This window comes from Paenibacillus sp. YIM B09110 (assembly GCF_037167145.1).
Classification (GTDB): Bacteria; Bacillota; Bacilli; order Paenibacillales; family Paenibacillaceae; genus Pristimantibacillus.
Genome location: NZ_JBANSP010000021.1, coordinates 54,222 through 81,112, shown reverse-complemented (window position 1 = coordinate 81,112; position 26,891 = coordinate 54,222). Strand labels below are relative to the sequence as shown.

22 protein-coding genes are annotated in these 26,891 nt (G+C 46.9%); 13 read left to right on the top strand and 9 right to left on the bottom strand.

Going from position 1 to position 26,891, the window contains the following annotated elements; all coding sequences use genetic code 11:
- Window positions 1–399: 399 nt before the first annotated feature.
- On the bottom strand, window positions 400–1,593 hold the full coding sequence (locus V8F51_RS24280) for an MFS transporter (RefSeq protein WP_337103096.1): 1,194 nt from the start codon (window positions 1,591–1,593) through the stop codon (window positions 400–402).
- 302 nt (window positions 1,594–1,895) lie between these two features.
- Between V8F51_RS24280 and V8F51_RS24275 the strand changes: the two genes are divergently transcribed.
- Window positions 1,896–2,483 carry a TetR/AcrR family transcriptional regulator gene (locus V8F51_RS24275; protein ID WP_337103095.1) on the top strand — a complete coding sequence of 196 codons (588 nt, stop codon included), beginning with the start codon at window positions 1,896–1,898 and terminating at the stop codon, window positions 2,481–2,483.
- A 348-nt stretch (window positions 2,484–2,831) separates the two neighbouring features.
- On the opposite strand, the gene V8F51_RS24270 is transcribed toward V8F51_RS24275, so the two are convergent.
- Entirely contained in the window at window positions 2,832–3,602 is a 771-nt protein-coding gene (locus tag V8F51_RS24270) for an alpha/beta fold hydrolase (RefSeq protein WP_337103094.1), read from the bottom strand.
- A gap of 33 nt (window positions 3,603–3,635) precedes the next feature.
- The gene (locus V8F51_RS24265; protein WP_337103093.1) at window positions 3,636–4,574 is read right to left on the bottom strand and encodes a COX15/CtaA family protein; all 939 of its coding nucleotides are present in this window, start codon (window positions 4,572–4,574) and stop codon (window positions 3,636–3,638) included.
- Between the two features lie 114 nt (window positions 4,575–4,688).
- Between V8F51_RS24265 and V8F51_RS24260 the strand changes: the two genes are divergently transcribed.
- Window positions 4,689–5,330, top strand: coding sequence for a TetR/AcrR family transcriptional regulator (locus V8F51_RS24260; RefSeq protein ID WP_337103092.1), 642 nt, complete (start codon window positions 4,689–4,691; stop codon window positions 5,328–5,330).
- 116 nt (window positions 5,331–5,446) lie between these two features.
- Here the strand turns inward: V8F51_RS24260 and V8F51_RS24255 are convergent, their stop codons facing one another.
- Complete coding sequence (locus V8F51_RS24255; RefSeq protein WP_337103091.1) at window positions 5,447–7,204, bottom strand: glycoside hydrolase family 35 protein; 1,758 nt, start codon at window positions 7,202–7,204, stop codon at window positions 5,447–5,449.
- 174 nt (window positions 7,205–7,378) lie between these two features.
- Between V8F51_RS24255 and V8F51_RS24250 the strand changes: the two genes are divergently transcribed.
- Entirely contained in the window at window positions 7,379–8,272 is an 894-nt protein-coding gene (locus V8F51_RS24250) for a helix-turn-helix transcriptional regulator (RefSeq protein ID WP_337103090.1), read from the top strand.
- A gap of 229 nt (window positions 8,273–8,501) precedes the next feature.
- Here V8F51_RS24250 and V8F51_RS24245 read toward each other — a convergent pair whose 3' ends face one another.
- Both V8F51_RS24245 and V8F51_RS24240 read right to left on the bottom strand, forming a co-directional pair.
- Window positions 8,502–10,100 (bottom strand): response regulator transcription factor, encoded by a 1,599-nt coding sequence (locus V8F51_RS24245; protein ID WP_337103089.1) that lies wholly within the window; start codon window positions 10,098–10,100, stop codon window positions 8,502–8,504.
- Window positions 10,097–11,851, bottom strand: a complete 1,755-nt coding sequence (locus tag V8F51_RS24240; RefSeq protein ID WP_337103088.1) for a sensor histidine kinase — start codon at window positions 11,849–11,851, stop codon at window positions 10,097–10,099. Before V8F51_RS24240 ends, V8F51_RS24245 begins: the two co-directional genes overlap by 4 nt.
- 364 nt (window positions 11,852–12,215) lie before the next feature.
- On the opposite strand from V8F51_RS24240, the gene V8F51_RS24235 reads away from it, so the two are divergent.
- Genes V8F51_RS24235 through V8F51_RS24220 form a run of 4 tightly spaced genes read left to right on the top strand, consistent with a single transcriptional unit; the run spans window position 12,216 to window position 16,784 of the window.
- A complete protein-coding gene (locus tag V8F51_RS24235) occupies window positions 12,216–13,106 on the top strand; it encodes an ABC transporter permease (protein WP_337103108.1) in 891 nt (296 codons plus the stop codon).
- A 20-nt stretch (window positions 13,107–13,126) separates the two neighbouring features.
- Complete coding sequence (locus tag V8F51_RS24230; protein WP_337103087.1) at window positions 13,127–14,038, top strand: carbohydrate ABC transporter permease; 912 nt, start codon at window positions 13,127–13,129, stop codon at window positions 14,036–14,038.
- Between the two features lie 56 nt (window positions 14,039–14,094).
- Window positions 14,095–15,738 (top strand): extracellular solute-binding protein, encoded by a 1,644-nt coding sequence (locus V8F51_RS24225; RefSeq protein ID WP_337103086.1) that lies wholly within the window; start codon window positions 14,095–14,097, stop codon window positions 15,736–15,738.
- Window positions 15,735–16,784 carry a Gfo/Idh/MocA family protein gene (locus V8F51_RS24220; protein ID WP_337103085.1) on the top strand — a complete coding sequence of 350 codons (1,050 nt, stop codon included), beginning with the start codon at window positions 15,735–15,737 and terminating at the stop codon, window positions 16,782–16,784. The genes V8F51_RS24225 and V8F51_RS24220 overlap by 4 nt, the downstream gene beginning before the upstream one ends.
- Window positions 16,785–16,882: 98 nt before the next feature.
- Here the strand turns inward: V8F51_RS24220 and V8F51_RS24215 are convergent, their stop codons facing one another.
- From V8F51_RS24215 to V8F51_RS24205, 3 genes are all read right to left on the bottom strand, one after another.
- The gene (locus tag V8F51_RS24215; protein WP_337103084.1) at window positions 16,883–18,388 is read right to left on the bottom strand and encodes an ABC transporter substrate-binding protein; all 1,506 of its coding nucleotides are present in this window, start codon (window positions 18,386–18,388) and stop codon (window positions 16,883–16,885) included.
- A gap of 62 nt (window positions 18,389–18,450) precedes the next feature.
- Entirely contained in the window at window positions 18,451–19,212 is a 762-nt protein-coding gene (locus V8F51_RS24210) for a response regulator transcription factor (protein WP_337103083.1), read from the bottom strand.
- A complete protein-coding gene (locus V8F51_RS24205; RefSeq protein WP_337103082.1) occupies window positions 19,187–20,956 on the bottom strand; it encodes a sensor histidine kinase in 1,770 nt (589 codons plus the stop codon). The genes V8F51_RS24210 and V8F51_RS24205 overlap by 26 nt, the downstream gene beginning before the upstream one ends.
- An 884-nt stretch (window positions 20,957–21,840) precedes the next feature.
- Between V8F51_RS24205 and V8F51_RS24200 the strand changes: the two genes are divergently transcribed.
- The 6 genes from V8F51_RS24200 to V8F51_RS24175 all read left to right on the top strand — a co-directional run bounded on the left by V8F51_RS24200 (window position 21,841) and on the right by V8F51_RS24175 (window position 26,843).
- On the top strand, window positions 21,841–22,125 hold the full coding sequence (locus V8F51_RS24200) for a hypothetical protein (RefSeq protein WP_337103081.1): 285 nt from the start codon (window positions 21,841–21,843) through the stop codon (window positions 22,123–22,125).
- A 159-nt stretch (window positions 22,126–22,284) separates the two neighbouring features.
- Window positions 22,285–23,040, top strand: a complete 756-nt coding sequence (locus V8F51_RS24195; protein WP_337103080.1) for a YveK family protein — start codon at window positions 22,285–22,287, stop codon at window positions 23,038–23,040.
- On the top strand, window positions 23,021–23,701 hold the full coding sequence (locus V8F51_RS24190; protein ID WP_337103079.1) for a CpsD/CapB family tyrosine-protein kinase: 681 nt from the start codon (window positions 23,021–23,023) through the stop codon (window positions 23,699–23,701). The genes V8F51_RS24195 and V8F51_RS24190 overlap by 20 nt, the downstream gene beginning before the upstream one ends.
- Window positions 23,702–24,006: 305 nt before the next feature.
- Window positions 24,007–24,909 carry a UTP--glucose-1-phosphate uridylyltransferase GalU gene (gene galU, locus V8F51_RS24185; RefSeq protein WP_337103078.1) on the top strand — a complete coding sequence of 301 codons (903 nt, stop codon included), beginning with the start codon at window positions 24,007–24,009 and terminating at the stop codon, window positions 24,907–24,909.
- A gap of 2 nt (window positions 24,910–24,911) precedes the next feature.
- A complete protein-coding gene (locus tag V8F51_RS24180) occupies window positions 24,912–25,574 on the top strand; it encodes a sugar transferase (RefSeq protein WP_337103077.1) in 663 nt (220 codons plus the stop codon).
- Window positions 25,575–25,586: 12 nt separating this feature from the next.
- On the top strand, window positions 25,587–26,843 hold the full coding sequence (locus V8F51_RS24175) for a glycosyltransferase family 4 protein (RefSeq protein WP_337103076.1): 1,257 nt from the start codon (window positions 25,587–25,589) through the stop codon (window positions 26,841–26,843).
- Window positions 26,844–26,891 lie beyond the last annotated feature (48 nt).

The following is a 26,891-nucleotide window of genomic DNA, read 5'->3' as shown; positions in this document are numbered from 1 at the left end:
AGTTCTAAAAAAGCATACATTTCTATGTTAGGATTACTTCCGTATGAAACCTTAAATACAACTGCAGTATGGCCCTCACCCTTTTCGTGACGCAGACGGATCTGAATCTGTCTACGCAACCTAACAAGTCTGAACCAGACCGATCTTTGTCGGCAATCTGGCGCCGGCCTCTCTAAAAAATTCGATCGTGATGCTTAGCCGGTGACTTTCTAAAGAAATTTCAATGGTATTAAAGTCGTTTGATTGCTTAACTATTTATTTAGTTCTGCTATATCCTTGATCACTCCCAAGAGATGCTACAGTGCAGCATTAACCAGTCGTAGAATAGTATACATTTGCTTTGAAGCTAACGAAATAAGCAGTCAGGTTTCTCCCAACTGCTTAAGTATGATTTAAATACTACTTTCTCTCTGTGGCAAAATAAAGCAGGGCAATGACTGGGAAAGCTATTCCGATCCATAACACTGCACTCCATCCACCTGAAGCGTATGCCCATCCACCGATAGCAGATCCGACGGCACCGCCCAAAAAGAAAATAGCCATGAATAATCCGTTCAGTCTGCTGCGAATTTCTGGCCCCAACGAGAAGATCTCGCGTTGTGAGAGCACAAGATTTGCAGATACTCCAGCGTCCAAAAGGATGGCCGATACTACTAAAACAGCTACTCCGACGGACGAACTTGTTTGGATCATAAGCGGCAACAACACAGAAATAATGACTGTACCGACCGCTATTCCTGTGCCGGGTCTAGTCCAGCCGCGATCAGCTAACCGGCCAGCCACAGGCGCAGCTATCGCACCCGCGACTCCGACTAGTGCGTACAATGCAATGGCTTTCTGAGAAAAATGAAAATCGGGGCTCGATAATAATAACGGAACAGTTGTCCAGAATATGCTGAAAGTCGCAAACACACATGCATGATAAACCGCGCGACGGCGTAAGATTGGGGTAGTTCGAAGCAAGTGCCACATTGAACCAAGTAGGGCTCCATATTGCGTGCTTGCTGTTGGCCTTCTTGCAGGGAGCACTGTTGACAGTATAATCGCCAAGACAACAAGAGCCGCTGCTGATAATCCGAATATAGCATGCCAGCTCCAAAAGTCAGCCACGAGGCTCGATAATGGACGTGAGAGCATGATTCCAAGTAACAGACCACTCATGACATTGCCGACAACGCGGCCACGTGCAGATTCTGACGCAAGGTATGATGCAAAAGGTACGAGTACTTGCGTAGCGACCGACCCCAACCCTATAAAAAGTGAAGCCGCAAAGAAAAGCATCGCTTGTTTCGTCACTGCTGCCACGGTCAGAGCAACTGCAGTAAGAAGTATCGATACGACTACCAGCTTTCGGTTTTCAACAATATCTCCCAAAGGTACGATAAATAGCAAGCCGACAACGTATCCAATCTGTGTTAGCGTTACGATCAAGCCAGCACCGCTAGCGGACAACCCGATCGAAGAACTAATTAATCCTACCAGGGGCTGAGCATAGTAAAGATTAGCTACAATGATACCGCATGCAGTCGCCAGAAGTATGGTTAACCATGTAGGCATATTCTTCTCTATTGCTTGTTTTTTTGAAACAGTCATAGGTATCACTCCTTATTAAGATATAATCTTATTTTTTTGCAAGTTGCTGCTGTCATTTAATTCATTATTCCACCTTATCCGGGTTTTATTTGATATCCACCTTAATAACCACAGCATCTCTTCCTCACCACTTTTATTTTTCAAAACCAATTACTGAACATCAAGTTCACTAATTAGTGTTCATATCATATACTGAACGTATGGTTTTGTAAATAGTCGATTTCATTTTCTTTTTGTTTCATAATGAGTATACTAAACGTATAGTTTATATTTTCCGATTTCGATTGAAATAGGCGAAAGGAATGATTTCGGTGAAGGTCAAGAGAGGGCGGCCACGTAATGTTGAAACGCAAAAGGCTATCCTTACCGCTTCGTATGATTTATTGTTGGAAAAGGGCTTTGAATCGATCACGGTTGACAAAATTGCTGATCGCGCCAAGGTGAGCAAAGCCACCATTTATAAATGGTGGCCTAACAAGGCTGCTGTTGTAATGGATGGTTTTCTATCGGCCGTCGCGGCAAGATTACCCGTGCCTGACACGGGATCAGCATTCAATGATATACGTATCCATGCCACAAATTTAACCCTTTTTTTGACAAGTCGGGAGGGTACAATCATTACGGAATTATTAGGCCAAGGGCAGTTTGATTCCGGGTTGGCGGAGGCATATCGGACCCGATATTTCCATCCTCGCCGACTAGAGGCCAGGAGTCTATTGGAACAGGGGGTTCTACGCGGGGAATTGAAAAAAAATCTCGATATTGAAATAAGCATCGACCTCATTTACGGGCCTATTTTCTATCGTTTGCTGGTGACTGGTGAAGAGTTGGACGATTCATATGTTCAGCATCTGGTGATGAACGCATTTGAAGGAATCCGATCGACCTGAGGCCACAAATTTAATTTCGGGGTCAGTCCGAGTGGTTGTTACTCTTCTTGATTTACCGTATAAATGGGCGCTAACTGCATGGTCAGACGTTAGGGAATTTGATGCTTTAGAAAAATATTGGCTAGAGGACCTTGTATGTAGCAAGGTTCTTTATAATTACAGGCAGCTGAATCCCACGGTGGGGGCTGATACGACTTTGTTTTGCATGGTGAATGGAGGCCGGTCTATGCGAGGTGAAAAAAACGCCGGTGACCTAAACAGGTAACAGGCGTTTCCATATTAGCGTTGCGGCATTTTGCTCTCATCCATGTACAGCAGGTTCCAGTAGAGGCGAGGTGCTCCTCGGCGTTATGGAGCCACATTCATCCCCGCGATCCAATCCTGCAAGGAAGAAACGACAATCTCCAACTGCTTCTCTTCTTCAATGGCGGCGTCATTATCTCCCTTTTGCTTCCCGTAGGAGCCGAATTGGCCGTGATTGCCGCCTTCTATTCTCACATAAACGGTATCCTCCGGCAGATTTGATTTACTGTTCTCCCAATCCTCTTCGTTCATCACTCCGTCGTCCGTCCCCGTAATTTGCAAAACGGACAGCTCCGTATCTTTGACAGACCCTTTCTCATCCGCATAAGAGGCTAAGAAGAAGATCCCTTTAAGCGCATCGCTATGTTGGGATGCGTATCTTGCAGCAAATGAACCTCCCAAGGAGTGCCCCCCAATAATAAATGATTCATCTGGGTGTTCATTGACAAAAGAATCGGCTTTATTTTGGCCGAAAATGGCTAAGTTTAGCGGCATATCCGCAATATAAACCCGATGCCCCAACTCAGCTAGTTGCCTGGCTAACGGCGAGTAGCTTTTGGGTTCTACCAGGCCGCCTGGATAAAAAATAATGTTAGGCTGAATGACGTTCCCATCGTTTGGTTCAAATTTATAGCCTTCTTTGATCTCGGTTACTTTAACTTGGTTGTCGCTTTTAACAGCCGACAGGGCAAGATCCGAGGGAGTATAGGTTACGGATTGTATATAGATAAATAATGAAACGGCCAGGATAGCTGCCACTATACACCCGATAGCTGCTATTTTGGTCCATTTCTTTTTCTTCACTGTTTTGTCCAAAAGGAAAACCGCCTTCTATTTTTTTTATTGTTTTTAGGATGATGAAGCTGGCTTCGCCAATCTCCAGACGAGATAACTCATGTAAGAAAGCAGACCGAAAAGAACGGCAATACTGGTCATATGAGCAAGCACTACAAACATATACACTTCTGGACGATCAACCGTCAGCATCAGACCAGCACCGCTAAAGACTTGGAACAGAATCAGAATCACAGAAATCACACCTAAAATACTAAGCTCGCGAGCGTTCTTATAACTTAGGTTTATCCAAACGAAAAGTACAATAATCAATGCGACAAGAAGAAACCCGGCTAAGCGATGTATAAATGCGATTCCTACTCCGCCCGATAAGTCCGGCACGATCTCCCCATTGCAAAGGGGAAACCCGGAGCATGCCCCCGCTGAGCTAGTATGGCTAACAAAGGCTCCCGTGTAGACAACCGCATAGGAATAAATCGTTAGAAACCATACGAAGTTACGAAATGCAGGGCTCGTTCTCGGCATTCGATTAAAAACGGAGAGCCCGCCTAAAAGTTGCTCCTGCCTAGCTCCGAAACTGGTCATTAAAGAGCTGGCAAGGGATATAAAGGCAAATCCTAAATGAAGCGCCATAACAGGCGGCGACTGGGAAAACACGACTGCCAACGCTCCCATTGCCCCTTGAATACTTACAAATACGAACGTTAATACAGAAAACCATTGTAAGTCTCTGCGTTTTTTGCAATATACATAAAATAGAATGAGCGTAACGACCGCCAAGATTCCTGCTGTCGTACTAACGAGGCGGTGGGTGTATTCAATGACGGAGGCTATGGTATGAGCGGGGACGAATTCCCCATGACATAAAGGCCATTCATTCCCGCATCCCAGCCCAGACTCGGTACGAGTAACGATTCCTCCGCCAAAAGTGGCCAAGAACATAAAAATGGTCGTTAAATAACTAACTCGCTTCAATAACGCAATTCGCTCCAAATTCGAATCACCTTCTCTTTTTGTCTTTTGTGATAGCCTTACGATTATTTAATTATATTTACCGGTAAATATAATTACAAGGCTGCATTGATAAAATATAAGAGTTGTCATACAATGTTCAAGAAGGTGATGAATATTAATAACCAAACCCAACGGTCGCCTGGTAGACCTAAGCAAGCACAAGATGATTTATCCATATATGAAACGATCATTCATACCGCGTCCAAATTATTTATGGAGAACGGCTACGAACCTGTAACGCTTCAGCAAATCGCGAATGAATGTAACGTCTCAAAACCGTCTATTTACTACCATTTCACCAGCAAGTCTGAACTATTCAAGGTCGCCATCACTACAATGTTGAATAATGTGCATAACAACGTGTCGCGTTTACTTAAGGAATCCGACTCTCTTGAAGCAGGGCTGCTGCGCGTTGCAGAAGCAAGAATAGCAAATCCTCATTCAGAAGTGGAGACGATTCTAAAAGAGGCGGAGAGTTCATTAAGCCATGGGCAAATCCATGAAATAAGAATAACGGAACAACGAATCTATCAAGCGTTGTCGGATTACTTTAAAGTATGGATGGACAAGGGGAAGCTGAGAAAAGAGGATCCGCTGTTTCTTGCGCACGCCTTTTCATCACTGCTTCTGATTAGCAACAGAGCAGATTTAATGCAAAAATATGCTACCCGCAACGAACCGGCAAAAAAAGTCGTAGACATGTTTTTAAGCGGCACTCTGCTTTTTGAAAAATAGGCTGACTAAAGGACCTTGTATATAGCAAGGTTCTTTTTAATTACTAAAAGCCGAGAGAAAATCAAGGAACCGCACCTGATTTTCTTTCGGCTATTCGAAGTTGTCGATGTTTACGATTATCCTAATTGAGGCTGGTCTACAAACTGTAATTCTAAGCTTTCTGTTCCGTCAATATCAAAGACGATGATTTCATTGCTGCCTTGACGTAGAAGCGGTGCAGGAATGTAAAGTGTCTGCTGCGGACCAACTTTCCAATATCTCCCCAAATTGAATCCGTTGACGTAAACGACTCCTTTAGACCATCCTTCCAGCTTCAAGAACGTGTCTGCAGGTGCATTATCAATGTTTAAATCCGCACGATAGAATGCTGGACCTTTTGTTGCTTCTTTCTCTATCGCTGCAAAGGTCAAAGGGTGCAAGTTATCAAGCGGCAATGTCCAAACGGTCCATCCATATAGGAATTGATTGCCGTGGCGAACGCCTTCGGTAATCCCTTTACGATCGGCTAGATATGGTCCGTAGTTGATGCGTCCCATATTTTCAACGAGAATGGTTAGACGCGCGCCGCCAGTAGGCACTTCAAAATGAACTTTTTTGCTGGAATCCCATCTTTCGATGATCCCTTTAAACTCACCGTCCAAGTAAACAAGCGCTCGGTCATGGCAATCTTGAATAATTAATTCCTTTTCTTCACGCGGTCCGGAAATAAAAGTTTCATATACGATAAATCCGTTGTTCTGTCCGTAACGCTCCATCGGTTCTGGAGTGACTGCATGTATGGGCTCAGACAATTGGTGCAGCTGATCTAACAATACGGCATGGCTAGTTGCAAGCACCGTTCCATATGCCTGTTTGGGCAAAGCTTTAGGAACTTCCATCTCGGGAAGTTCAGTATATTTAGCGATAATATCGCGTATCGCAAAATATTTTTCAGTAGGATCGCCTGCTTCATTCAATGGTGCGTTATAGTCATAGCTTGTAACGGTAGGTTCGTAGTGATCTCGTTCTAAGCCATTCGCACCGCTGGTGAAACCGAAATTGGTGCCGCCATGGAACATATAGAAGTTCACAGAGGCGCCTAGAGAAAGCATATCCTCAAATACTTGAGCAACTTCATCGCCGTTACGAACGTGATGTTCTTCCCCCCAGTGATCAAACCAGCCATTCCAGTATTCCATGCACATCAGCGGGCCTTGCGGTTGATAACGACGAAGCACCTCGAAAGCTTCCTCCGCTCTTGAACCGAAGTTTGCGGTTTCTAGTACATTTGGAACCATACCTCCTTGAAGCATATGATTCTCTGGTCCATCGGAGGTAAATAATAGCACGTCAATGCCACGACTTATCATGGCTTGCTCCAAATATTGAAGATAGGCTGTATCGTTGCCATAGCTTCCGTATTCATTCTCGATTTGCATGGCAATAATAGGGCCGCCGTTTGTGGAAAGCAGAGGCTTCAGTCTAGGCAATAGCTCATCGTAATAGGCGTCTACTTTATCCAGATAGGAGCGGTTCATGCAGCGAAGCTGGATCTCCCGATCTGCAAGCAGCCATGCAGGCAAGCCTCCGAACTCCCATTCTGCGCAAATGTACGGACTCGGGCGCACGATGACATGCAAGCCAAGTTCGCCTGCTAATTGAACAAACCGTTCAATGTCTGCCATCCCTTCAAAGTTGAATTTGCTAGGTGCAGGTTCATGGAAATTCCATGGAATGTAAGTTTCTACCGTATTAAAACCGCATGCCTTCAGCTTTAATAAACGATCCTGCCAATATTCAGGCACGACTCTAAAGTAATGAATCGCTCCGGAAAGCAGGCGAATAGGCTTATTATCGAAGTGAAAATGATCGTTTTGTACAGATAATCCAGTCATCCAAAGTGACCTCCCATGCAATGTGGTTATGCGTTAGTCATGATACTTATTATATTAAGCGGAAAGAATAGGCAAACAAATGGACAAAAGAAGAGTAAATTTGACCTTTTGTATGGATTCGCGTTACGCTAGAATAGATGTCTCGACTATTGAACAATAGGAGGTCTATGTAAAATGGATATTCATTATTCACTCCCTAACCTAACGAGTACGCTGCAGATTATCGGCTGTCATTTGGGAGAGTTTCATCCTAATTGGTCTTATCCGCGGCATCATCATTACCTTTTTGAACTATTGCATTGTAAACAAGGAGAAATAAGGCAAACGATTGGCGATCATGTATTTACGATTAGCAACGGGGATTGGCTGTTAATAAAGTCCGGCATTTCACATGCTACCGAGAATGGCCCAACTTCCGTTTATCGTTTCTTTAATTTGCATTTCGATCTGGATGATCCCATCATACGTGAGAGGTTATGCAAGGCCGATTACGTGATCATTAAGGCAGAAGAGGCTGCGGGGCTATCGTTACCGACACATTTTAGCGCTATTGAAGAGGCGTTTTTGCACAATATTCGCGTAGATACCATTGATGATGACAAAGCATTAGATCGCCTTATTATCCAATCCCACACTCTAGGAATCATTAGTGAGTTTATAAAGTACAGCGAACAAGCGCGTAGTCCGATTCCGATGAGCGACGGGAGTATGCAGAACGCCTCCGTATTTGAAACGGAGCTGGCCCATGCGATTGAAGAAAAACTACGCAATGAAACTCATGGAGCAATAGCTGGAATTGCAGCCTCATTAGGGATCAGTCGCGGTCGTTGCACGCATATATTTACGAAGGTTTACGGGCAATCGCCGCGACAATATAGGAGTAAAATGGTTCTTAACCAGGCGAAGCATTTGCTTGTGCATTCGACCTATTCGATGGAGGAATTAGCCGAACAGCTTGGATTTCAATCCGCAAGCCATTTCTCTAGACAATTCCGCAGGTGGACAGGCATGGCGCCGAGTGCATTTCGACCGAAATATGTTCGCTCCCCTAGAACTCAGGACGGCTAGACAAGTGTTGAAAAGACGAAACAAACAAGACGGCTTCCTGTTTGCAGGAAATGATATATTAGAAGAAATTACAGGGTAGCAAACGATGTGAATAAAGGAGCATATATTATGGATTCGATATTATTTATTGCAACATGGGCAATTGTCGGAATGTTTATTGGCGGAGTAATCGTACTTATAAAAGCTAAATTCAAGAAATAAGTACCGTGCGTGCATCGAGCAATGACTGTCAGGTTGTCTTGTCTTGCTTGTATTCAATCGGCGTTATGCCGCTCTCTTGCTTGAACACCTTCGCGAAATAGGAATAATTGGCGTAGCCGACCTTCTTCGCAACGGTAAATACCGATAGCTGCGTCGTTCGGAGCAGTTGCTTGGCAGCTTCAATTCGGGCTCTGATCACATAGGTGCCGAGCGATACGCCGGTTTCTTTCTTGAACAACCGGGCCAAATAATCAGGGTGAAGATAGACGACCTCCGCCAGGCTAAGGCGGGTCAGGTCTTCTCCGTAATGTGCATGGATATATAGCTTGATTTCCTCCGCTACCGATTTGGGTTGCTCGGCAAAATCGCGGTACGACATGGCCGTGTGTACCAAGTACCGCAAGTAAGCCTCCATATCCTCGATCGAGTTCAAGGACTGGGCGAGCAGTCGTTCATTGGCCTTGCTCGTATATAGCTGATGCGCCTGAATGCCTTTGGACTTGAGGAAGGCGTAGACGAGCTGCATCATGTCGAGCCGGAACAGACCAAGGACTGACGTAGCGAAATGATTCTGCTGTGAATAATCGTTCAAATACTTCGTTATTTCATGCATCAGCTCATTCGGCAGATTCCGCTCAAGCAGTTCCTCCAGCCGGGCGAGATTAGGCGGGCTATAAGCTTCATCCGCCCGCCGATGACCATGCTCGGCGAAGAAGATCTGATTGCGCCGCTTCGCAATGTCCGAGTTGAGCTGCAGCAATTGCCGAGTGATCGGGCTGATGCTTTCAAGCGTGCCGGACATGCCGACGATGCAGCAGGCATCGCATTTCAGCACGCGGTTCGCTTGCTGAATGAACGAGGCGCATAGCTCATCCAGCGTCTCGGCATCCGGCGCTTGCGCCCATTTCAAGACGGCGATCCAGTTATGCAAGCTGTATTCCAGCACCGTCTCCACCGTGAATTGGGGATGCTGGAACAGCTCGGATAGGACGTTCTGCAGAGCAAAATCGAACAGGTTTTTCTCATCGAATCCCATGCTGCCGTCGTGAGGGAAGAGATTGAACAACACGGGCTGAACGAGATCGTTCATACCGTAAGATAGATGCTGTTCGTCAACGGAACGGGAAACTTCCGCCGGCTTGAGCGGGACGGAGACGCTGCAGCTAATTAGCTTGCGCCAGAAGTGTTCGAGAATTTTGGCCTGATTGCGTTGCCAGTAGTAGCCCTCTTGAATCGCTTTCTCCTGCTTTTGCTGCTCTTTCGCCTGTTCGATGGCTTTCCGAATAATGAGCACCAGCTTATCGAATTGGATCGGCTTCAGAAAATATTCAAAGCTCCGCAGTTCAATCGCCTTCTGCGCGTAGTTGAAATCCGCGTAATTAGTCAAGAAGATAGCTTGCACGCTGTCCTTCTCCTCGCGAATCCAAGCTAAGAGTTCCAGGCCGCTGCCTTGCGGCATTTCAATATCGGAAATAAGAATGTGAATCGGATGATTGGTCATAATGTCTCGCGCCTGCGCGACGTTATGGGCGGTGTAGACCGCCTCGATGCCAAGCGACGGCCAGTCGATCTTCTTCTCCAGCGCGGTCACGACAAAGTAGTCGTCATCTACGAGCAGTACGTTCATCGGGCTGCACTCCCATTCTCGATTGGTATGGCCGGAAGCTCCGGAAGATAGAGGGTGATACAGGCGCCGCCGCCATCCTGGTTCGTGAAGCGGATCGATGCGCGATTGTCATACAAATAGGCAAGCCGTTGAGTCGTATTCATAATGCCAATCTGCGTCCCGGTGGTCTGATCGAGCGGCTGTCCGTGCTGCAGCTTATCCAGTACATCCGGAGCGAAGCCCGGTCCGGTATCGGACATTTGAATGACAGTCATCATTTCGTCCTCGAAAAGGCGGCGTTCGACATTCAGCTCGATCAGCACTTGGTTTTCGCGAGAAACCGCGTATTTGATCGCGTTCTCTATGAAGGTTTGCAGCACGAGCGGCGGAATCGGCGTATCCCGCGTAAGCTCGGCCTGTTCGATCCGATACAGGAACGAGCCTTGGTAACGATTCTTCTGAATTTCCAAATACACGCGGACATGCTCGATTTCGTCCTCCATACGAACGAAGTCCTGACCGTTCTGAAAGATGTACCGGAAGTAGACCGATGTGGACAACGCCATTTGCTGGATTTCCTCGGTCATGTCCATCTGCGCCATGCTATGAATGGTCGTCAGGCAGTTCAGGAAGAAGTGGGGCTTGATCTGCAGCTTCGTGTAATTCAGTTGAATGCGCTGCTTCTCGATTTCGCGCTCGTAAATGTCAATCTTATAGGCTTTGATCTGCTTAACCAATTGAGCGAACTGCTTGCTCACCTTCTCCAGCTCGACGATTTTGCTGCTTGCGCTGTCTAGCGGTTCGCCGTCTTCCGCCCAGAAGGCTAGATTGTACGAGAAGCTCTTGATCGGCTGCAGCACCTTGTTCCGGAAATAAAGCATAATGAAGCTCAAACTGCAGGCGACAATGGCCGCCAGCAGCACAATCAGCAGCTGGACGATCATCATTTTCTCGAACGCGCCGAATTGAATGACGAGCTTGACGAAGAACGAAGCATTGTCGAATTCGCCATTGACCGTTGTTCTCGTTTGGAGCGCGTGCAAGAATGATGAATTGTCCGGCTCGGTATCAATCAGTTCTCCTTTGTTCGAGAATGGACTTGTTGCAAGACGACCGTCTTCTGTCCGCAAGGAAGCATAACCTTTCTCTCCCAGATTGATTTGGCGTAACGGGCGAATCAGATCGTCCGCATCGACTAGGCAGATCATGTATTTGTTTTGATAAGGAACGATATTAATGATATAAAATTTTTCGGCTAACTGGATGGTCGACCACCGTGAATAGAATTGTTCGTAAACGAGCCTGTCTTTATCTTTAATGTAAGTATGAATGTGCTGCTGCAATTCCTGGTACTCCTTGTACGTCACGCCCATGGGCGCGATGTTGAACATCACTTCCTTCTTATCGAAGAAGAGAAAGAAGTTATAGCTTTGGTCATAGCTTTTTTGCAGCTCGACGAATCGTCGGTATAAAGCATCGTTGGCCTTGATGAATAGGTCCTCGGTCGTATCGTGCGTATCCATCATTTTCACATTCTCGTCGTTGGCCAGCGTCCAGCCCATGAAGTGATTAATATAGGAAAAGTCGCTGTTGATTCGATTGATGTACAAATAAGCGGTATCCCGCAAATCGCGTGCGGATTGCTGCTTGACGATCGCGATCGACGCGAAGCTGATGATGAAATCCAGAATGAGCGCGGAAAACGAAATGACGAGAATGATTTTGACATAATGTTGAATCGGATATAGCTTGTTCTCCGCTTGTTTGGCCATTTGCTCCGCAACTCCTCGCTATAAGCCTCTCATGATCGAGATCTATAGTACTGTCTGATAATTATAATCCGGGCTTAATAAAATGCAAACGGTTACATTCGCCAAACCGCTGAAAGTCTGGATAGTGACAGCAAAAAGTCTGGATTGTATGTCGGCACGAGCTGGGGAGAACGGCGGCAGCGCGAATAGCGTCCTGGATCGCTCGAATGTCCGGAATGTGCTATTCAAGAGGTCCAAATCGCATCGCCCGTTGCCCGTATACTTGAGTTTGTAAGGCAAGAAGGAACTGTATGATCGAATATACAGCAAAGGGAGGTTCGAATTTTTGATAAATAGTTCATCTAGCGGCAATCTGCACCGTTACATGCATAGAATCGGCAAAAACTGGGGCTTATATTTGCTTCTGTTGCCTGCTGTCGTGCTGCTGCTATGCTTCACCTACAAGCCAATGTACGGGGTCATTATCGCGTTCAAAGATTTCAAGCCGGTTCTGGGCATTATGGACAGTCCTTGGGTAGGGTTCAAATATTTCGAGAAGTTTTTTCATTCCTACCAATTCTCGGTCACGATTAAGAACACGGTATGGATCAGTCTTTACAGCTTCGCGACGTTTCCCATACCGATTATGTTCGCCATCTTCGTCAATCAATTGCGGGCGAACAGGTTCAAGCGGGCATTCCAGACGATTACTTATATGCCGCATTTCATCTCCACGATTGTTATTGTCGGCATCATGATGATTCTACTATCGCCCGGGAATGGGTTGATCGGCCATCTCTATCGTCTGTTTGGCGCCGAGGCGCCTAATTTGATGGGATCGGCCAGTATGTTCAGCAGCTTGTACGTATGGTCCGACGTTTGGCAGCATACGGGCTGGGACAGCATTATTTATATCGCGGCGCTGTCGTCAGTCAGTCCCAGCTTGTATGAAGCGGCAACGGTGGACGGAGCGAGCCGGTGGCAGAAGATTCGCTACATCGATATTCCGATGCTCATCCCGACGGCCGTCACGCTGTTGATTCTGCGCATTGGCGGATTGCTCGGCGTCGGCTTCGAGAAAGCGTATTTGCTGCAGAACAACTTGAACATATCCGGTAGCGAGGTCATCTCGACTTACGTGTACAAGATCGGGCTGCTCAGCTCTCAGTACAGCTTCTCGGCCGCCATCAATTTGTTCAACACGCTCATTAATTTCACGCTGCTTATTCTGGTCAATTGGGTATCCAGGAAATATTCCGAGAACAGTCTCTGGTAAAAGGAGGAGGTCGTACAGCTATGGAGGCTGCAACGAAATGGGCGCAGAGACCAAAGAAAATAGGCTACGGCGACAAGCTGCTGGAGACGCTGTCGTACATTTGGGCTACAATTGTGCTTATCATAGTCTTATATCCGCTTTACTTTATTGTTATCGCTTCCTTCAGCGATCCTTCGGCTGTGGGGAACGGGCAAGTATGGCTGCTGCCCAAAGGGTTCACGCTTGATGGATACAAGGAGCTGCTGAAGCATTCGAATATATGGATCGGCTACCGGAATACGATCGCTTATACGATCGTTGGCACCTTGATCGGTCTAGTCGTCAATATATCGGCCGGCTACGCATTGTCGAGGAAGGATCTTGTAGGACGCAAATATTTGTCGCTTTTCTTCATATTCACGATGTTCTTTAACGGAGGCTTGGTGCCTACGTTTCTGGCGATTCGCGATTTTCATCTCTACGATACGTTTCTCGTTATGGTATTGCCGTTCTCGGTAGCCGTTTTCGATATTATCGTGGCCCGCACCTTCTTCCGAACGGGCATTCCGGCGGAGCTATGGGAGTCGGCGCAAATTGACGGCTGCGGCAATCTTCGATTCTATGTGCTGATGGTATTGCCGCTCTCGAAGGCGATCATTTCGGTATTGGCGCTATGGTTCGCGGTCGGTCAGTGGAACTCCTATTTCAACGGCCTTATTTATTTGCAAAACAAAAATTTGTACCCGCTGCAGCTGGTGTTAAGGGATATTCTAGTTACCAATCAGATGCAGACCGCGCTCGGTACCGGAGAAGCGGCTCAAATCGCTCTGCGTCTCGCTAACCTGCTGCGGTATTCCGTCATTATCGTTGCTACGGTTCCGATCATGCTCATCTACCCATTCGTGCAAAAGCACTTCAATAAGGGGGTGATGATCGGCGCTGTGAAGGAGTAATCCAGCTTCGGAGAATGGCAACAACTGCATTTATCATGAAATAAGGGGAGTTATTCATGACAATGAGTTCGAAGAGTTACATGAGAAAAATGCTGTCCGGCCTCGTTATGCTGTCTGTACTAGGCGCTACCGTGCTAGCAGGCTGCAGCAGCAATGAGCCGAATGCGGTCGCCCCGAATAATACGGGGAACAATGAGACCGGAACGTCTGACAGCAACTTCCATCTGGAAGGCATGCCGATCGTCGACCAACCGGTGACGCTGAATGTCCTTACGATTCGTTGGGGCAATATGGGGGATACCTTCAAGAAGAACACCTGGCTGCAGGAGCTGGAGAAGGCGTCGAACGTCAAGATCAATTGGCAAGTCATTTCATCCAACGATTGGGAAGCTCAGAAATCCGTCATGCTCGCAAGCGGCAAACTTCCGGACGTTATCATGGGCAATATGGCATTCGGAGATTCCGATATTGTGAACAATCTTAGTATTTTCCGCCCGCTCGACGAATACATCGATAAGTATATGCCTAATCTGAAAGCGGCGATGGATGAGATGCCGGAACTCAAGAAATTAAGCACGTTCCCTGACGGCAAAATCTATTCGCTGCCAGCGAGACTGCCGTCGCGCCCGTATTCCTCGATACAGCCGGTCATCAATAAAGAGTGGCTGGACACGCTCGGCCTCAAGGCACCTGAGACGATTGACGACCTATACAAGGTGCTGAAGGCGTTCAAAGAGCAGGATCCGAACGGCAACGGCAAGGCAGATGAAATTCCGTACAGCGATACGAAGGATGTCGATATGAATCTGTTTGCCCCATTTGGCATTACCGATATTCGCGGCAATCATATGGTGCTTAAGAACGGCAAACCGGAATATTTCCCTACATCGGAAGCCTATAGAGAGGCAATTGCGTGGGCGAACAAATTGTATACAGAAGGACTGATTGATAAAGAAACGTTCACGCAGGACTCGACGATGCTGACAGCCAAGCGGCAAAATCCGGACGCCGCATTGATCGGCTTCTCGTACCAATGGACGCCAGACGCCGTGTTTGGCGGGTGGAGCAAACAGTATGAGACGATCGCGCCAATCACCGGACCGGACGGGAACAAATATCAGGTTGGCGACCCGAACGGCTTAAGCTTCCGGCGCAACGAGGTACTGATCACGGCCAGCAACGAGCATCCGGAGATCGCAGCGCGTTGGGCGGATCAATTCTACACCGGCGAAGCGAGCATTCAGAACTTCTGGGGCGCAATTGGCACATCGATTCAGAAAAATGACGATGGCACGTATACGCTTATGGATCCGCCGGACGGCACAAGCGCGGACGCTTGGTACTGGGACAGCTCGCTAAGGGATTTCGGACCGAAATACGTCAGCCCGGAATTCGAGAAGAGCATCAAGCTCGACCCGTCCAGCGGTGATGGTCTTAAGCTGCAGCTCGACGACTTGGGCAAGGAATATGTGACGGAGCCATTCCCGGATGTGATGTATACGATAGAGGAATATGCGGAGCTGCCGACGCTCATTACGGATATTGAAAGCTATATTAAAAGCACCCGCGCCAAATGGATTACGAAAGGTGGCGTCGACCAAGATTGGGACGATTACATGAAGAAGCTGAACGATATGGGCCTCGAGAAGCTGATCAAAATTTACGAAGACGCGTACAACCGCTATATGGACGTACAATGAACAACTATCGAATCGGATTGATCGGTCTTGGCGGAATGGCGCATTCGCATATGCGGTGGATGGAAGAGGAAGGCCGTTATACGATTGTTGCGATAAGCGATGTGAATGAAGCAGCGCTAACGGAAAGAGGAGAACAGCTCGGGATTCCGGCAGGCAAAAGGTATCGTGATTTCGAGCGGCTCATTGCCGACTCGGACGTGGATGCGGTCGTATCCGTGACTCCGAATAACGTCCACGCCGCTATCGTCCGCGCCTGTCTGCTGGCAGGCATGCCATTTCTCGCAGAGAAGCCTTTCACCCGCCTATTCGAGGAGGCGGCTGAGCTGCTCACGCTGTATGAGCAGCGGCCGGTGAACGGTATGGTTGGGTTCAGCTACCGCTACACCCCGGCCTTCCGCTATGCAAGGGAGCTTGTGAGGGAAGGAAAGCTCGGTGCGGTGCGAAGCTTCTCGATTCAATATTTGCAAAGCTGGGGAGCGGTTCCGAACCATACGCCTTATATTTGGCGGTTCAACAAAGACATTACGGGCACGGGAACGCTTGGCGATCTCGGATCGCATATGATCGATATGGCGCGATTTCTGTTCGGCGAATTCAAAGAGCTGTCTGCGCAAATGCGCACCCTCGTGCCCGAGCGTCCCGTTCCGGCAACTGGCCGTATGGTGAAGATCGAGGTCGATGATTTCGTGAGCTTCCAGGCGCGTATGGAGGGAGACGAGGTCGGTATCTTCCAGTCGTCGCGCAATGCGATAGGCTCGGGCAATCAGCATGAAGTATCGATATACGGAGATACGGGCACGCTCCATGCGTCGACGCTGAATCCAGATCAGCTCATATGGATTAGAGAGGAAGCGCCAGGCCAGTTGGTCAAGGCGGTCATCGATGTGCCGGAGCGGTGCAAGGTATCCCAGTATGGCGACTTCTTGACGCTGCTGGACGGGGCTGCCTCGGACAGCTTGCCAAGTTTCATGGACGGGTACCGCAATCAACAGATCATGGATGCCGTTATTCGTTCTAGCACGGAGAAGCGGACGATCCGTTTGTAAGCATAGAGCCGAGCAGTTGCAGGAAAACTTCCTGGCAGATGCTCGGCTTTTTTTCATTCTATGCATCACGGTTCGAGGCTCGCGTTAGTTGCTCTATTTTAGTTAACGCCCGCTATACCACCCGCCTCATCCCGCCACGCATCCAGCTGCTTCTGAACTTCCTTAACTACTTCCTCAATGCCTGCTTGCCCCAGCTCCTCGTTAAACTTGGGGAGGATCGAGTCAACATCGACGGTACCGGTCATGAGGCTAGCATAATATTTCCTCCAAACCATCTCAATGTTATCGATTTGAGCGGTCAGCTTGGATAAATCGGGAGTAAAGCCGAGAACGGCGGACTTGATCGACTCCGCATTATATTGGCGGAACAGCTCCCATTTATCGAGGGGTTCGGGGCTATCGCCGCCCATGGTTCTCAGGATAAACCAATTGCCTTGTGTATATTGGACGCCTGCATAGCTCGCCGGCCCATCCGGAATCGGGTTGCCTTGGCTGTCTTTGCCTGGAATGGGGGTCGTCTGTCCTTGGTCATTCAGCGTATAATGCACCCCTTCGATACCATAATTGAATAGGTTTCGAATTTCTGGGTCGGTATTGAGCAGATTCAGAAACTTCATGCTTTCAATGGGGTGTTTGGTGTTGGCATTGACAGCCATGATACCGCCGCGGACCGATTCCGTAGTCACGACGCTAGGAGTTACCGGATTCGATACGACCTTGTAGCCGCGATCCTTGCTCCAAGTCGTCTCCGAGAGAGGTCCGCCGCCGGAGGACTTCCAGAACACTTTATCTCCGCGCTTAAGTCCGCCGGTCTCGCGGAGCGCCGCGTCTTTATTAATGAAGCCTTCCTTATAATAACGCCGCAAGGTGTCTAATACTTGCCGTGCTTCCTTAGTTTCGAAAATATTCACGACCTTGGCGTCAGGCTCCAGCGATTTCACCATTAAGGGAACCTTATGATTCACGATATATTCGTAGCCGTAGAGTGCGAAGAAGTTGTGTGAATCTCGATCTAGCTCCATGGGTACATAGGCAGGCTCATTCTGCTGAATCATCCGAAGCAAAGGTTCTAGCGATTCCAGCGTATTATAATTGGAAATGTCGATATTGTACTTGCTCACAATGGAAGCGGGGTACATCCAATGATCGCGCACGGCCAGTTCTTTATTGGTCGGCACGCCATAGATGGCTCCGTCATTCATTTGCACCCCCTGCCAGAAGGTTGGATCAATGGCGTCGTACATATCCTTGCCGAGACTAGTCAGATAATCATCAAGTCTCAGCCAAGCGCCGCGCGTAGTGGTGGCTGCATAGTTGGGGGCAAAAGCAATGTCGAAGGGAGTGCCGGCGGATATAAGCGTGTTCAGCCGGTCCTCGTACTCCTGCCAGCCAATCTTGATATAAGTGATCGTCACGCCGATTTTACGAGCCAGCATTTCATTGATTTTATCGTTGACGAGCTTCAGATCCTTGTCTGGCTCTCCAATCGTATAATAAATCAAATTGACAGTATCGCCTTCGTACACATCGTCGTTGTTTCTGCTGGGCTGCCGGGAGCAACCGGTCGTATACGCTGTGAGCAGCAGTATAATACTGATTGTCATGAAGATATATCTGAGTCTAGGGTACTTTAGCATCGATATCCTCCTTTCCGCAAAGCTCGTTGCTACCCTTTTCCCCGCAGATCGGAGGGGGATTTTCCGAAATAGGTATGGAAGTGGGTGTAGAAGTAATTAAGATTGTTATAGCCGACGGAAAGCGCGATCGAAGAAATCTTCTCATCCGACGTTTGAATGCGTTCTTGCGCCAGGAACATGCGGTAAGCCATGAGATATTCTGAAAATTTCATTCCGGATTCCTTGAGAAATAGTTGTCCAAGATAAGTACTGTTCATCTGGAAGCGCTCTGCGACTGATTTCAAGGTAATATTCTGAGCATACTCCGTCTTGATCATCAGCAGAATGCGGTTGACCAGCTTGGATAAGCGGTCGTAGCTTACGCCAAGTACAGGATCTTTGTTCAGACTCTCGCAGCTTGTATTGCCGATCGTACCACCCAGATCTTCAACTATAATTTTCTCTATCACATGCTGCAGCTTTGTACGGTCAACAGGCTTGAGCAAATAGTCTTTGACACCGCAACGAATGGCTTCTTGGGCATACTTGAATTCACTGTAACCGCTCATGATCACATATTTGGTAGGGATGTGAAGCTCATTGAGTCTGTAGATCGCTTCATAGCCGAGATTTTTGCCAATACACACATCAAATATGGCGACATCCGGCTGCAGATCTACAACCATGGACATGGCCGCCTCCGTAGATTCGCACGTATCGATCCGACTGAAACCGTATTGCTTCCAGTCCAGAATCCGCTTCATTCCCTCCAAAATTTGAGGCTCGTCATCGATAATCAACAGTTTGTACATGTTCAATCACCTCTTTTGAAATTCGTACAGAAATCTTAACGCCAGCTTCCTCGTTATTCTCAATTTCTATAGAAAAGCTTTTTCCGTAAAAGAAGTGAAGCCGTGTGTATACGTTGCGCAAACCGATACTTCCGGAAGAAGGATCGTCCTGGCTCGACAGCGTGCTTCGTACCGCTTGCAAACGGTCGGCATGGATACCGCGCCCATTATCCACGAATTCCATTACATAATGCTGTTCGGCTTCCCACCCATTCACGACATACAAGTTAAACTCGCTGCTGGAGCTAAAGCCATGGACGAAAAAATTTTCCGCCAAAGGCTGCATCCAAAATTTCACGGTGGGAATCGAGAGTATTGCCGGGTCTACATTAAGTTGGTAAAAGAAACGTTCCGGATACTTGAATTCCATAATCTCCAAGTACTTCTGCAGCAATTCCAGCTCGCTTGCGATCGTGATAATATTTTCTTTTTTGACGATTTCGCGATAGAGCGCCCCCAGCGTAGCAATGGCATCAGCAGTGTCACGGTCCTGATTAACAAGGGCAGTGGAGCGAATGACCTCTAACGTATTATAGAGAAAATGAGGGTTGATCTGACTTTGAAGCGCTTTCATTTCAGTCTCTTGTTGTTTGAGTTTTAGCAAATATTCATTGCGGATATGCTTATCCAGCTGTTGAATCATATCGTCTAATTCCCTAGCGATCATGCCGTATTCATTGCGGCGATAACGGGCAGGACGATTAGGGGTGAAGTTGGCTGTTTTCACGCGTCCAATCGATTGAATGATACGGTGCAGGAACCGGGAATCATCCCGCAGGTTGTACACAATGAGCAGCAGAACGCTAATCATGGTCGTTATAACGATCAGAAAGATGGTGATCAGCATGTTGGCATGCTGTCGAATGAGCATGGATAAATCAACGATGCTTACGAATTTGAAATTGAACTTCGTGGACGGGAACGTAATATAGAAGCTATGCTCAAAAAATCCATTCGAAATATAACCGTGACTTCGTCCGTTCGCCGCCGCTTTAAGGGCTAATTCCTTCAAGACTTGATCCTGTTCGTTACCGATCAGATAGATCTCGCCGGAAGCGCTGATTGCAGCGGCCTTGCCCAAGCGATAATTTTGGATAGATTCAAAGATTTGATCACTGCTGACCAAGAAGCGGAGCTCCCCTAATTCCTTAGAGCCCGAGCCCAGTGCCAGATCCGATAGTTTCTTGCGATATACGAATCCCTTGAGGATCGTATCGCGGAATGCCTCGTCTGTATTAGGAAGACCGAATAGGAAGCTTGCAATTCCGTTATCGTTAAAGTGTACGACATTGCCGTATTGGCCCGTATGCAGACTAACCTGCGTTATTCCGCCTTGCGCCCAGCTGTACAGGTAGGTTTTAATATCCTCCGGAAAAGATACGAGCGGCTTAGAGAATTGGCTGTTTTGCAAACTATCGGTTAAGTATCCTTCGGCACTGCTGCTTAGAAAGCTGCGAGCATCATCCATCAAACTATGATTGGAGTAGATGCGCTGCATATACGCCTCAATCCGGTCGGCATCATACTGAAGCTCGTTCTCTACGCCCGCGAAAGCATTAGCGGCCTCTAGACGGGCATCGCCAATCCATTGGTTCAAGAGCATGGCACAGGTCAGCGTGCCAAGCGCGAGACCGATGGTCACGACGAAGACGACGTACGCAATAAACTTATAACGATAAATTTTTATTTGAAGAAAAGAGCTCATCGGACACCTCAATTGCAGCAGCTCATCTTAAGTAAGTATTTACCACACTACTTTATCATGATTAGGCAAAGCTTCATAGATAGCAAGAAATAAGCATCCCATAAAGAGTATGAGACGGCTCGACGCTTTCCTCATCACAAGGGGCATTACGACGACTGCTTTCATATTTTCGGGCTGGTAAAGAAATACTAGAGTCAATCGAAAATGTGATTTAATAAATGTCATCTTTTATCATATATCGATGTTTTAAGAGATCGAGCATACCCATTTGGAGTGAAATAGCTCTTTTTATTCTTTTTTTTAGAAAAAAAACCGCTTTCATTTTTTATGAAGACCTAAATATATCGATTGCAAATATTGTCGAATGCATTTCCGTGTCAGGTTTTTATAGGACACTGGACGTTAGTCCTGGGTCAGCGTTGAAATCATGGTCTTTTATTATGGAAAAAGGGCGGCTGAATACAAATGGGAATTGATTACAATCTTTATTCCACAAGGGATTCGGTCAGTTTAAAACTATACTGAAATGAGTCTTTAATCGGAAGGACCATGAAAGTCATAAAGCGCTTTCATTCGATAAAATTCTATTTTTTTCAATGAAATGCAAAGGTATATGGTCGGAAAACTGGATAAAATAGGAGTAAGTCCTTAAGAGGATTATTATCAAAATGAGAAGGAATGTCTAAAGCACAACATGTCTTTATTCCCTCATGAATTTATATAATCTGTGCCATACTAGTTTCAAAGACTTTACGAAACAAACCAAAAATTAGATATTACTAATATTAGAACCTCCTAATTATTGTTGTGTAATATGTCGATCTGTAGCAATCTGAACTTACGAATAAGAACGAGTAAGCTTGGAAATGGAGGATTTCGTTGAAATGGACGATTTGAATCAGGAGCAAAAACGGTTACGGCTAAAGCAGTTTTTGAAAAGATTATCCGATGATCCTTCGATAGCCAATCAAAATATGACGAAACATGGGGGATCATTGGCCGAACTGCTTGTATTAACCGGCTATAATCCGAAAGACGAGCTGATCGACATGGCGGAGCTCGTATCGCTTCTGTTAAAGCAAAATGAAATTGAAGCAGGCTCGGAGGATATGATGCAGCATGTCATAAACGGCGGTACAGTGGATGATTTTATGAAGATGGGAAGATAAAAGGCCATATAAGAACGGAGAATTGATGAAGCGGGATGCATCAACAATTCCTCACGCTGAAAAGTTCTCGTTTTGAATAATGTATCTATTATATTCTCGTTATGAATCATTACTTGCAAGCCTGTTGAAGAAGACTGAACAAGTAACGGAGGAAAAGATTTGGAATTAAAACGATATTGGAACATCATCAAAAGAAGACTGCTATTGAGTGCTTTAATTATTTCAGTAAGTTGCATAGCCATCGGCATTTACTCCTTCAACTTCATCGAACCGCAGTATGAAGCTTCCGCTACACTAATCGTCAACGACTACAAGGACAGCAGTACGCTGCTTCCAAGCATAGACGTAGGCTCCATTAGCTCCACGATCGGACTCATCAAAACCTATAAACAAATCGTTACTTCGCCTCGCATGATGAAAAAAGTCATCGAAGAGCACCCGGATCTTGCTCGTACATACACGGAGCTTAGAAGCAAGGTAAGTGTCAGCTCCGCTATTGAAACGCAGATCATGACCATAACCGTCCGGGATGACTCCTATGAGAAGGCGGCGAATACGGCGAATGCCGTTGCGACCGTTTTTCAAAAATCGGTTCCCGAGCTGATGAAGGTTGATAACGTATTCGTCTTGGATCTGGCGGATCCGAATGAGATGCGCGGCCCTGTGGCCCCGAATCCGATTATGAATATTGCCGTCGCGTTCATTCTGGCTTTGATGGCGAGCGTAGGCATTTCCTTCCTTCTGGATTACTTGGACGAAACGATCAAGAACGAAGAAGACGTCGAAATGCTGCTTGGGCTTCCGGTACTGACATCGATTCCAAAGTTTAAAGAGAGCGATACGATTGATCGGGGCAGCAAAGCCAGTCTAACACCAAGAGCAGGGAGGGGAAGCAATGTCTCGCTTGATACGTAAATGGAACCTTATCGCGGAAAGAAATCCAAATTCGCCGATCTCCGAAAGTTATCGGATGCTGCGGACAAACATCGAGTTTTCGACGAACGACCCAAAACTTCAGATCATTATGGTTACCTCATCAAGGCCGGGCGAAGGGAAAAGCATAACATGCGCCAATATGGCGGTTTCTTTCGCTCAAGCAAACAAACGGGTGCTGGTGATCGATACGGATTTGCGGAAGCCGACGCAGCATCACATTTTTGCAATATCCAACCATAAAGGCTTGACGTCCGCCTTATTGCAACGGTTAGAGCCGAAGGATGTCATCCAGCATACGAGTACGGACAATCTGTCGGTCATTGCCGCAGGCCCGGCTCCTCCTAATCCATCAGAGGTGCTGTCGTCGGAGTCTATGGGGGTGTTGCTTGGGAAATTGAGGCAAACGTATGACGTAATCATCATCGATACACCGTCGATCATGTCCGTAACGGACACACAAATCGTTGCGACCCAAAGCGATGGCGTTGTTCTTGTCATCGATTCGGGAAAAGTGAAAAAAGAAGTAGCGCTCAAAGCGAAGGCCTCTCTCGAGCATGTGCAAGCCAATCTTATCGGCGTTGTTCTCAATAACATTAACCGAAAACAATCGGAATCCTATTCCTACTACATACGAAGCTAGCAGCGACGCTTAGCGTCATTACACCAAGTTGATGGGTCCAAATGGGAAGGTAATGTCTCCTGCACCTCTATTACCGGAGGCACTCGGTCATGCTGTGGGTCAAATGACCTTAGACGTTTATCGTCAAGGGCGTGACGTGAGGAAGGGTTAAATGCCCTAGCATTTTTATTTTTATTTTATTTTCACCTCGGATTTTTATCTAAAAATTCGAGCTATGCTCTCAGCGATAACGAAAGCATAGCTCGCATTTTTAGCGTCTCGCTGCAATGCGAACAAAAAATATAAATAGGATAGGGTGAAGTCAATTGAAAAAAGTGAGAAAAGCCATTATTCCTGCTGCGGGGCTTGGTACCCGGTTTTTGCCTGCGACGAAAGCAATGCCGAAAGAAATGCTTCCAATCGTTGATAAACCCACCATTCAGTACATCGTAGAAGAAGCCATTGAATCAGGAGTAGAAGACATTATCGTCGTGACCGGTAAAGGTAAACGTGCGATCGAAGACCACTTTGATATCGCGTTTGAGCTGGAATATACGTTGGAGAGCAAAGGGAAACTTGACATTTTAGAAAAAGTCAGAAAATCCTCCAATGTGAATCTTCACTATATAAGGCAAAAAGAAGCGAGAGGGCTTGGCCACGCCGTTTGGTGCGCCCGCAATTTTATCGGAGACGAACCGTTCGCCGTTCTGCTTGGCGATGATATCGTAGAGGCCGACGTTCCTTGCACCAGGCAACTGATCGAGCAGTATGAGCAAACCGGACGTTCGGTCATCGGCGTTCAAACGGTTCATGCGGATCAGACAGACCGATACGGGATTGTCGATCCAGGCGAGACGATGGGCCGACTTTATCAAGTGAACCGTTTTGTGGAAAAGCCGCCGAAAGGACAAGCCCCATCGAACTTGGCTATTATGGGCCGTTATGTTCTGACCCCGGATATATTCGATTATTTGGGACTGCAGGAGATTGGCGCAGGCGGAGAAATTCAGCTCACCGATGCCATTCAAAAGCTGAATATGGATAAAGGCGTTTACGCATACGACTTCCAAGGCAAGCGCTATGATGTGGGTGAAAGACTCGGTTTTATTATGACATCGGTCGATTTTGCGCTCCGGAATAACGAGCTTCGGCAGCAGCTCTTAAGCGAGCTTGGGGAATTGTTGGAGCGAGAAGTTGGAAAACAATTAATAGGAATAGGGGGTGAATAACGATGCCCCCGCAGTATCGCGATGAAGTGGTATTAAACACTCCTAATGAGTATAGGAATACCATGAACTCGGTGCTCAAACGCGCCATTGACATTTTCGGCTCGCTGGCGGGATTAATTTTCTTAAGTCCGCTGTTTGTTGTCGTTGGCATTCTGATTAAATTAGAAGATTCGAAAGGTTCCGTATTGTTCTATCAAACAAGGATCGGGAAGAACGAGAAGCCGTTCCGGATGTATAAATTCCGCTCCATGGTCAGCAATGCAGAAGAGAAGCTGAAGGAGCTGCTCGCTCAAAATGAAATCGAAGGCGCTATGTTCAAGATGAAGAACGATCCGCGAATTACTAAAATCGGGAAGTTCATACGGAAAACCAGCATTGATGAGCTCCCGCAGCTGATTAATGTGCTCCGGGGAGAAATGTCATTGGTCGGTCCAAGACCTCCACTTGTAAGGGAAGTCAAGGAGTATACGGATTACGACAAGCGGCGTTTAACCGTTAAGCCTGGTTGTACAGGACTTTGGCAGGTAAGCGGCCGTAATGAATTAAGTTTTAAAGAAATGGTTGAGCTGGACTTGAAGTACATCCAAGAGCGAAGCGTTGGGTTTGACTTGAAAATCATATTCAAGACATTCAAAGTGCTTCTTGGGGCAAAAGATGCTTTTTAAGGCGGAAAATGGATGAAAAAGATGATGTTTATTACGAACAGGCTGCCTTTTCCAAATACGGACGGCAGAAAAAACCTGCTTCAGCAATACATTGAGCAAATCAAAGATATTTATCCGGAATGTCAGATCGTGAACTTGTCGTTTATTGATGACAAGAAGTACCTGAAGGATCAGCCGGGTGCGATTTCTCGCCTGGTGAGTCTAGAATTGCCTGGTATGGCCGAGAAGCTGTTCAATGTGCTGGTCTATTCCTTGCTCTTGCAAAGGTGGCCGCTGCAAGTATCCGTGTATTACTCCCGGAGAACGCATAGGCTGATTAAAGAAAAGATCGAGGAAGAGCAGCCGGAATTCATCTTTTACGATATGGTGCGCGTAGCGGAATACCGTTCGGACGGAACCTCGCAAAAGGTGCTCAGCTACGATGATCTACTGTCATTGCGTTATGAACGGCAGCTGCAATGGTTTCAGTACATTCCGTCCGTATTCGGCGGTTTTTCGGACAAGCTCCCATCCGGCATCAAGCGGTTTGCAAATTTGAAGTTCATTCAAAAATGGCTTGTCGCTTTCGAAAGCAAGTTGCTGCACAAGTACGAAAAAAGCGCAGCCCGAAATTTCGAACACCTTATCTTTACTTCACCGAAAGAAGCGGAGAGCTTCCGGCAAATGGTGAGCCATGACTCTTGTTTCGGCATCCCGATGAGATTCGACCCGGATAAGAAAACGACGGGAAATCCAAGGTCGTATGACAGGAACAAGATCGTCTTTGTAGGGAAAATGGACATTCCGCACAATAGCTCCGCGGTCGTTTATTTCTGTGAGAAGATATGGCCCGGCATAAAGCGGAAGGCACCGAATGCAAAGTTCTATATCATCGGCAAAAGCCCGACTGCTGAAGTGCTTAAGCTGCAGGAGACCTATCCTGACATTATCGTAACCGGCGAAGTGGATAACGTTAAGCGGGTCGTAAGCGATGCCGCTTTAATGATCGCTCCGCTGCTTTTTGGCACCGGAATTAAAACGAAGATCGTCGAGGCTATGTCTTGGGGAGTACCAGTCGTAACCAATCTGATCGGCAGTGAAGGGATCAATGCAATCAATCATGAGGATCTGTTCGTCTGCGAAACGGAGGAGGCGATGGTACAAAATGTACTCCTGTTATTGGACAACAATGAGATAAACGAAAAAGTATCGCGCAATTCGATCCGTTACGTGACCCATCATTTCAGCAGCTCCGTGACCCGTAAAAATCTGGAGTTGATTCTATCGTAGGGCAATTGCGCAAAGAGCAGGTGTTGGTTATTCGAAATCTTGTAATTG

Coding starts and splice junctions, on each gene's coding strand:
- V8F51_RS24280 (WP_337103096.1), bottom strand. CDS start 1,593: ATGACTGTTTCAAAAAAACAAGCAATAGAGAAGAATATGCCTACATGG.
- V8F51_RS24200 (WP_337103081.1), top strand. CDS start 21,841: ATGGACGATTTGAATCAGGAGCAAAAACGGTTACGGCTAAAGCAGTTT.
- V8F51_RS24175 (WP_337103076.1), top strand. CDS start 25,587: ATGAAAAAGATGATGTTTATTACGAACAGGCTGCCTTTTCCAAATACG.
- V8F51_RS24260 (WP_337103092.1), top strand. CDS start 4,689: ATGTTCAAGAAGGTGATGAATATTAATAACCAAACCCAACGGTCGCCT.
- V8F51_RS24190 (WP_337103079.1), top strand. CDS start 23,021: ATGTCTCGCTTGATACGTAAATGGAACCTTATCGCGGAAAGAAATCCA.
- V8F51_RS24240 (WP_337103088.1), bottom strand. CDS start 11,851: ATGGCCAAACAAGCGGAGAACAAGCTATATCCGATTCAACATTATGTC.
- V8F51_RS24275 (WP_337103095.1), top strand. CDS start 1,896: ATGATTTCGGTGAAGGTCAAGAGAGGGCGGCCACGTAATGTTGAAACG.
- V8F51_RS24230 (WP_337103087.1), top strand. CDS start 13,127: ATGGAGGCTGCAACGAAATGGGCGCAGAGACCAAAGAAAATAGGCTAC.
- V8F51_RS24250 (WP_337103090.1), top strand. CDS start 7,379: ATGGATATTCATTATTCACTCCCTAACCTAACGAGTACGCTGCAGATT.
- V8F51_RS24235 (WP_337103108.1), top strand. CDS start 12,216: ATGCATAGAATCGGCAAAAACTGGGGCTTATATTTGCTTCTGTTGCCT.
- V8F51_RS24245 (WP_337103089.1), bottom strand. CDS start 10,100: ATGAACGTACTGCTCGTAGATGACGACTACTTTGTCGTGACCGCGCTG.
- V8F51_RS24180 (WP_337103077.1), top strand. CDS start 24,912: ATGCCCCCGCAGTATCGCGATGAAGTGGTATTAAACACTCCTAATGAG.
- V8F51_RS24225 (WP_337103086.1), top strand. CDS start 14,095: ATGACAATGAGTTCGAAGAGTTACATGAGAAAAATGCTGTCCGGCCTC.
- V8F51_RS24205 (WP_337103082.1), bottom strand. CDS start 20,956: ATGAGCTCTTTTCTTCAAATAAAAATTTATCGTTATAAGTTTATTGCG.
- V8F51_RS24255 (WP_337103091.1), bottom strand. CDS start 7,204: ATGACTGGATTATCTGTACAAAACGATCATTTTCACTTCGATAATAAG.
- V8F51_RS24215 (WP_337103084.1), bottom strand. CDS start 18,388: ATGACAATCAGTATTATACTGCTGCTCACAGCGTATACGACCGGTTGC.
- V8F51_RS24220 (WP_337103085.1), top strand. CDS start 15,735: ATGAACAACTATCGAATCGGATTGATCGGTCTTGGCGGAATGGCGCAT.
- V8F51_RS24210 (WP_337103083.1), bottom strand. CDS start 19,212: ATGTACAAACTGTTGATTATCGATGACGAGCCTCAAATTTTGGAGGGA.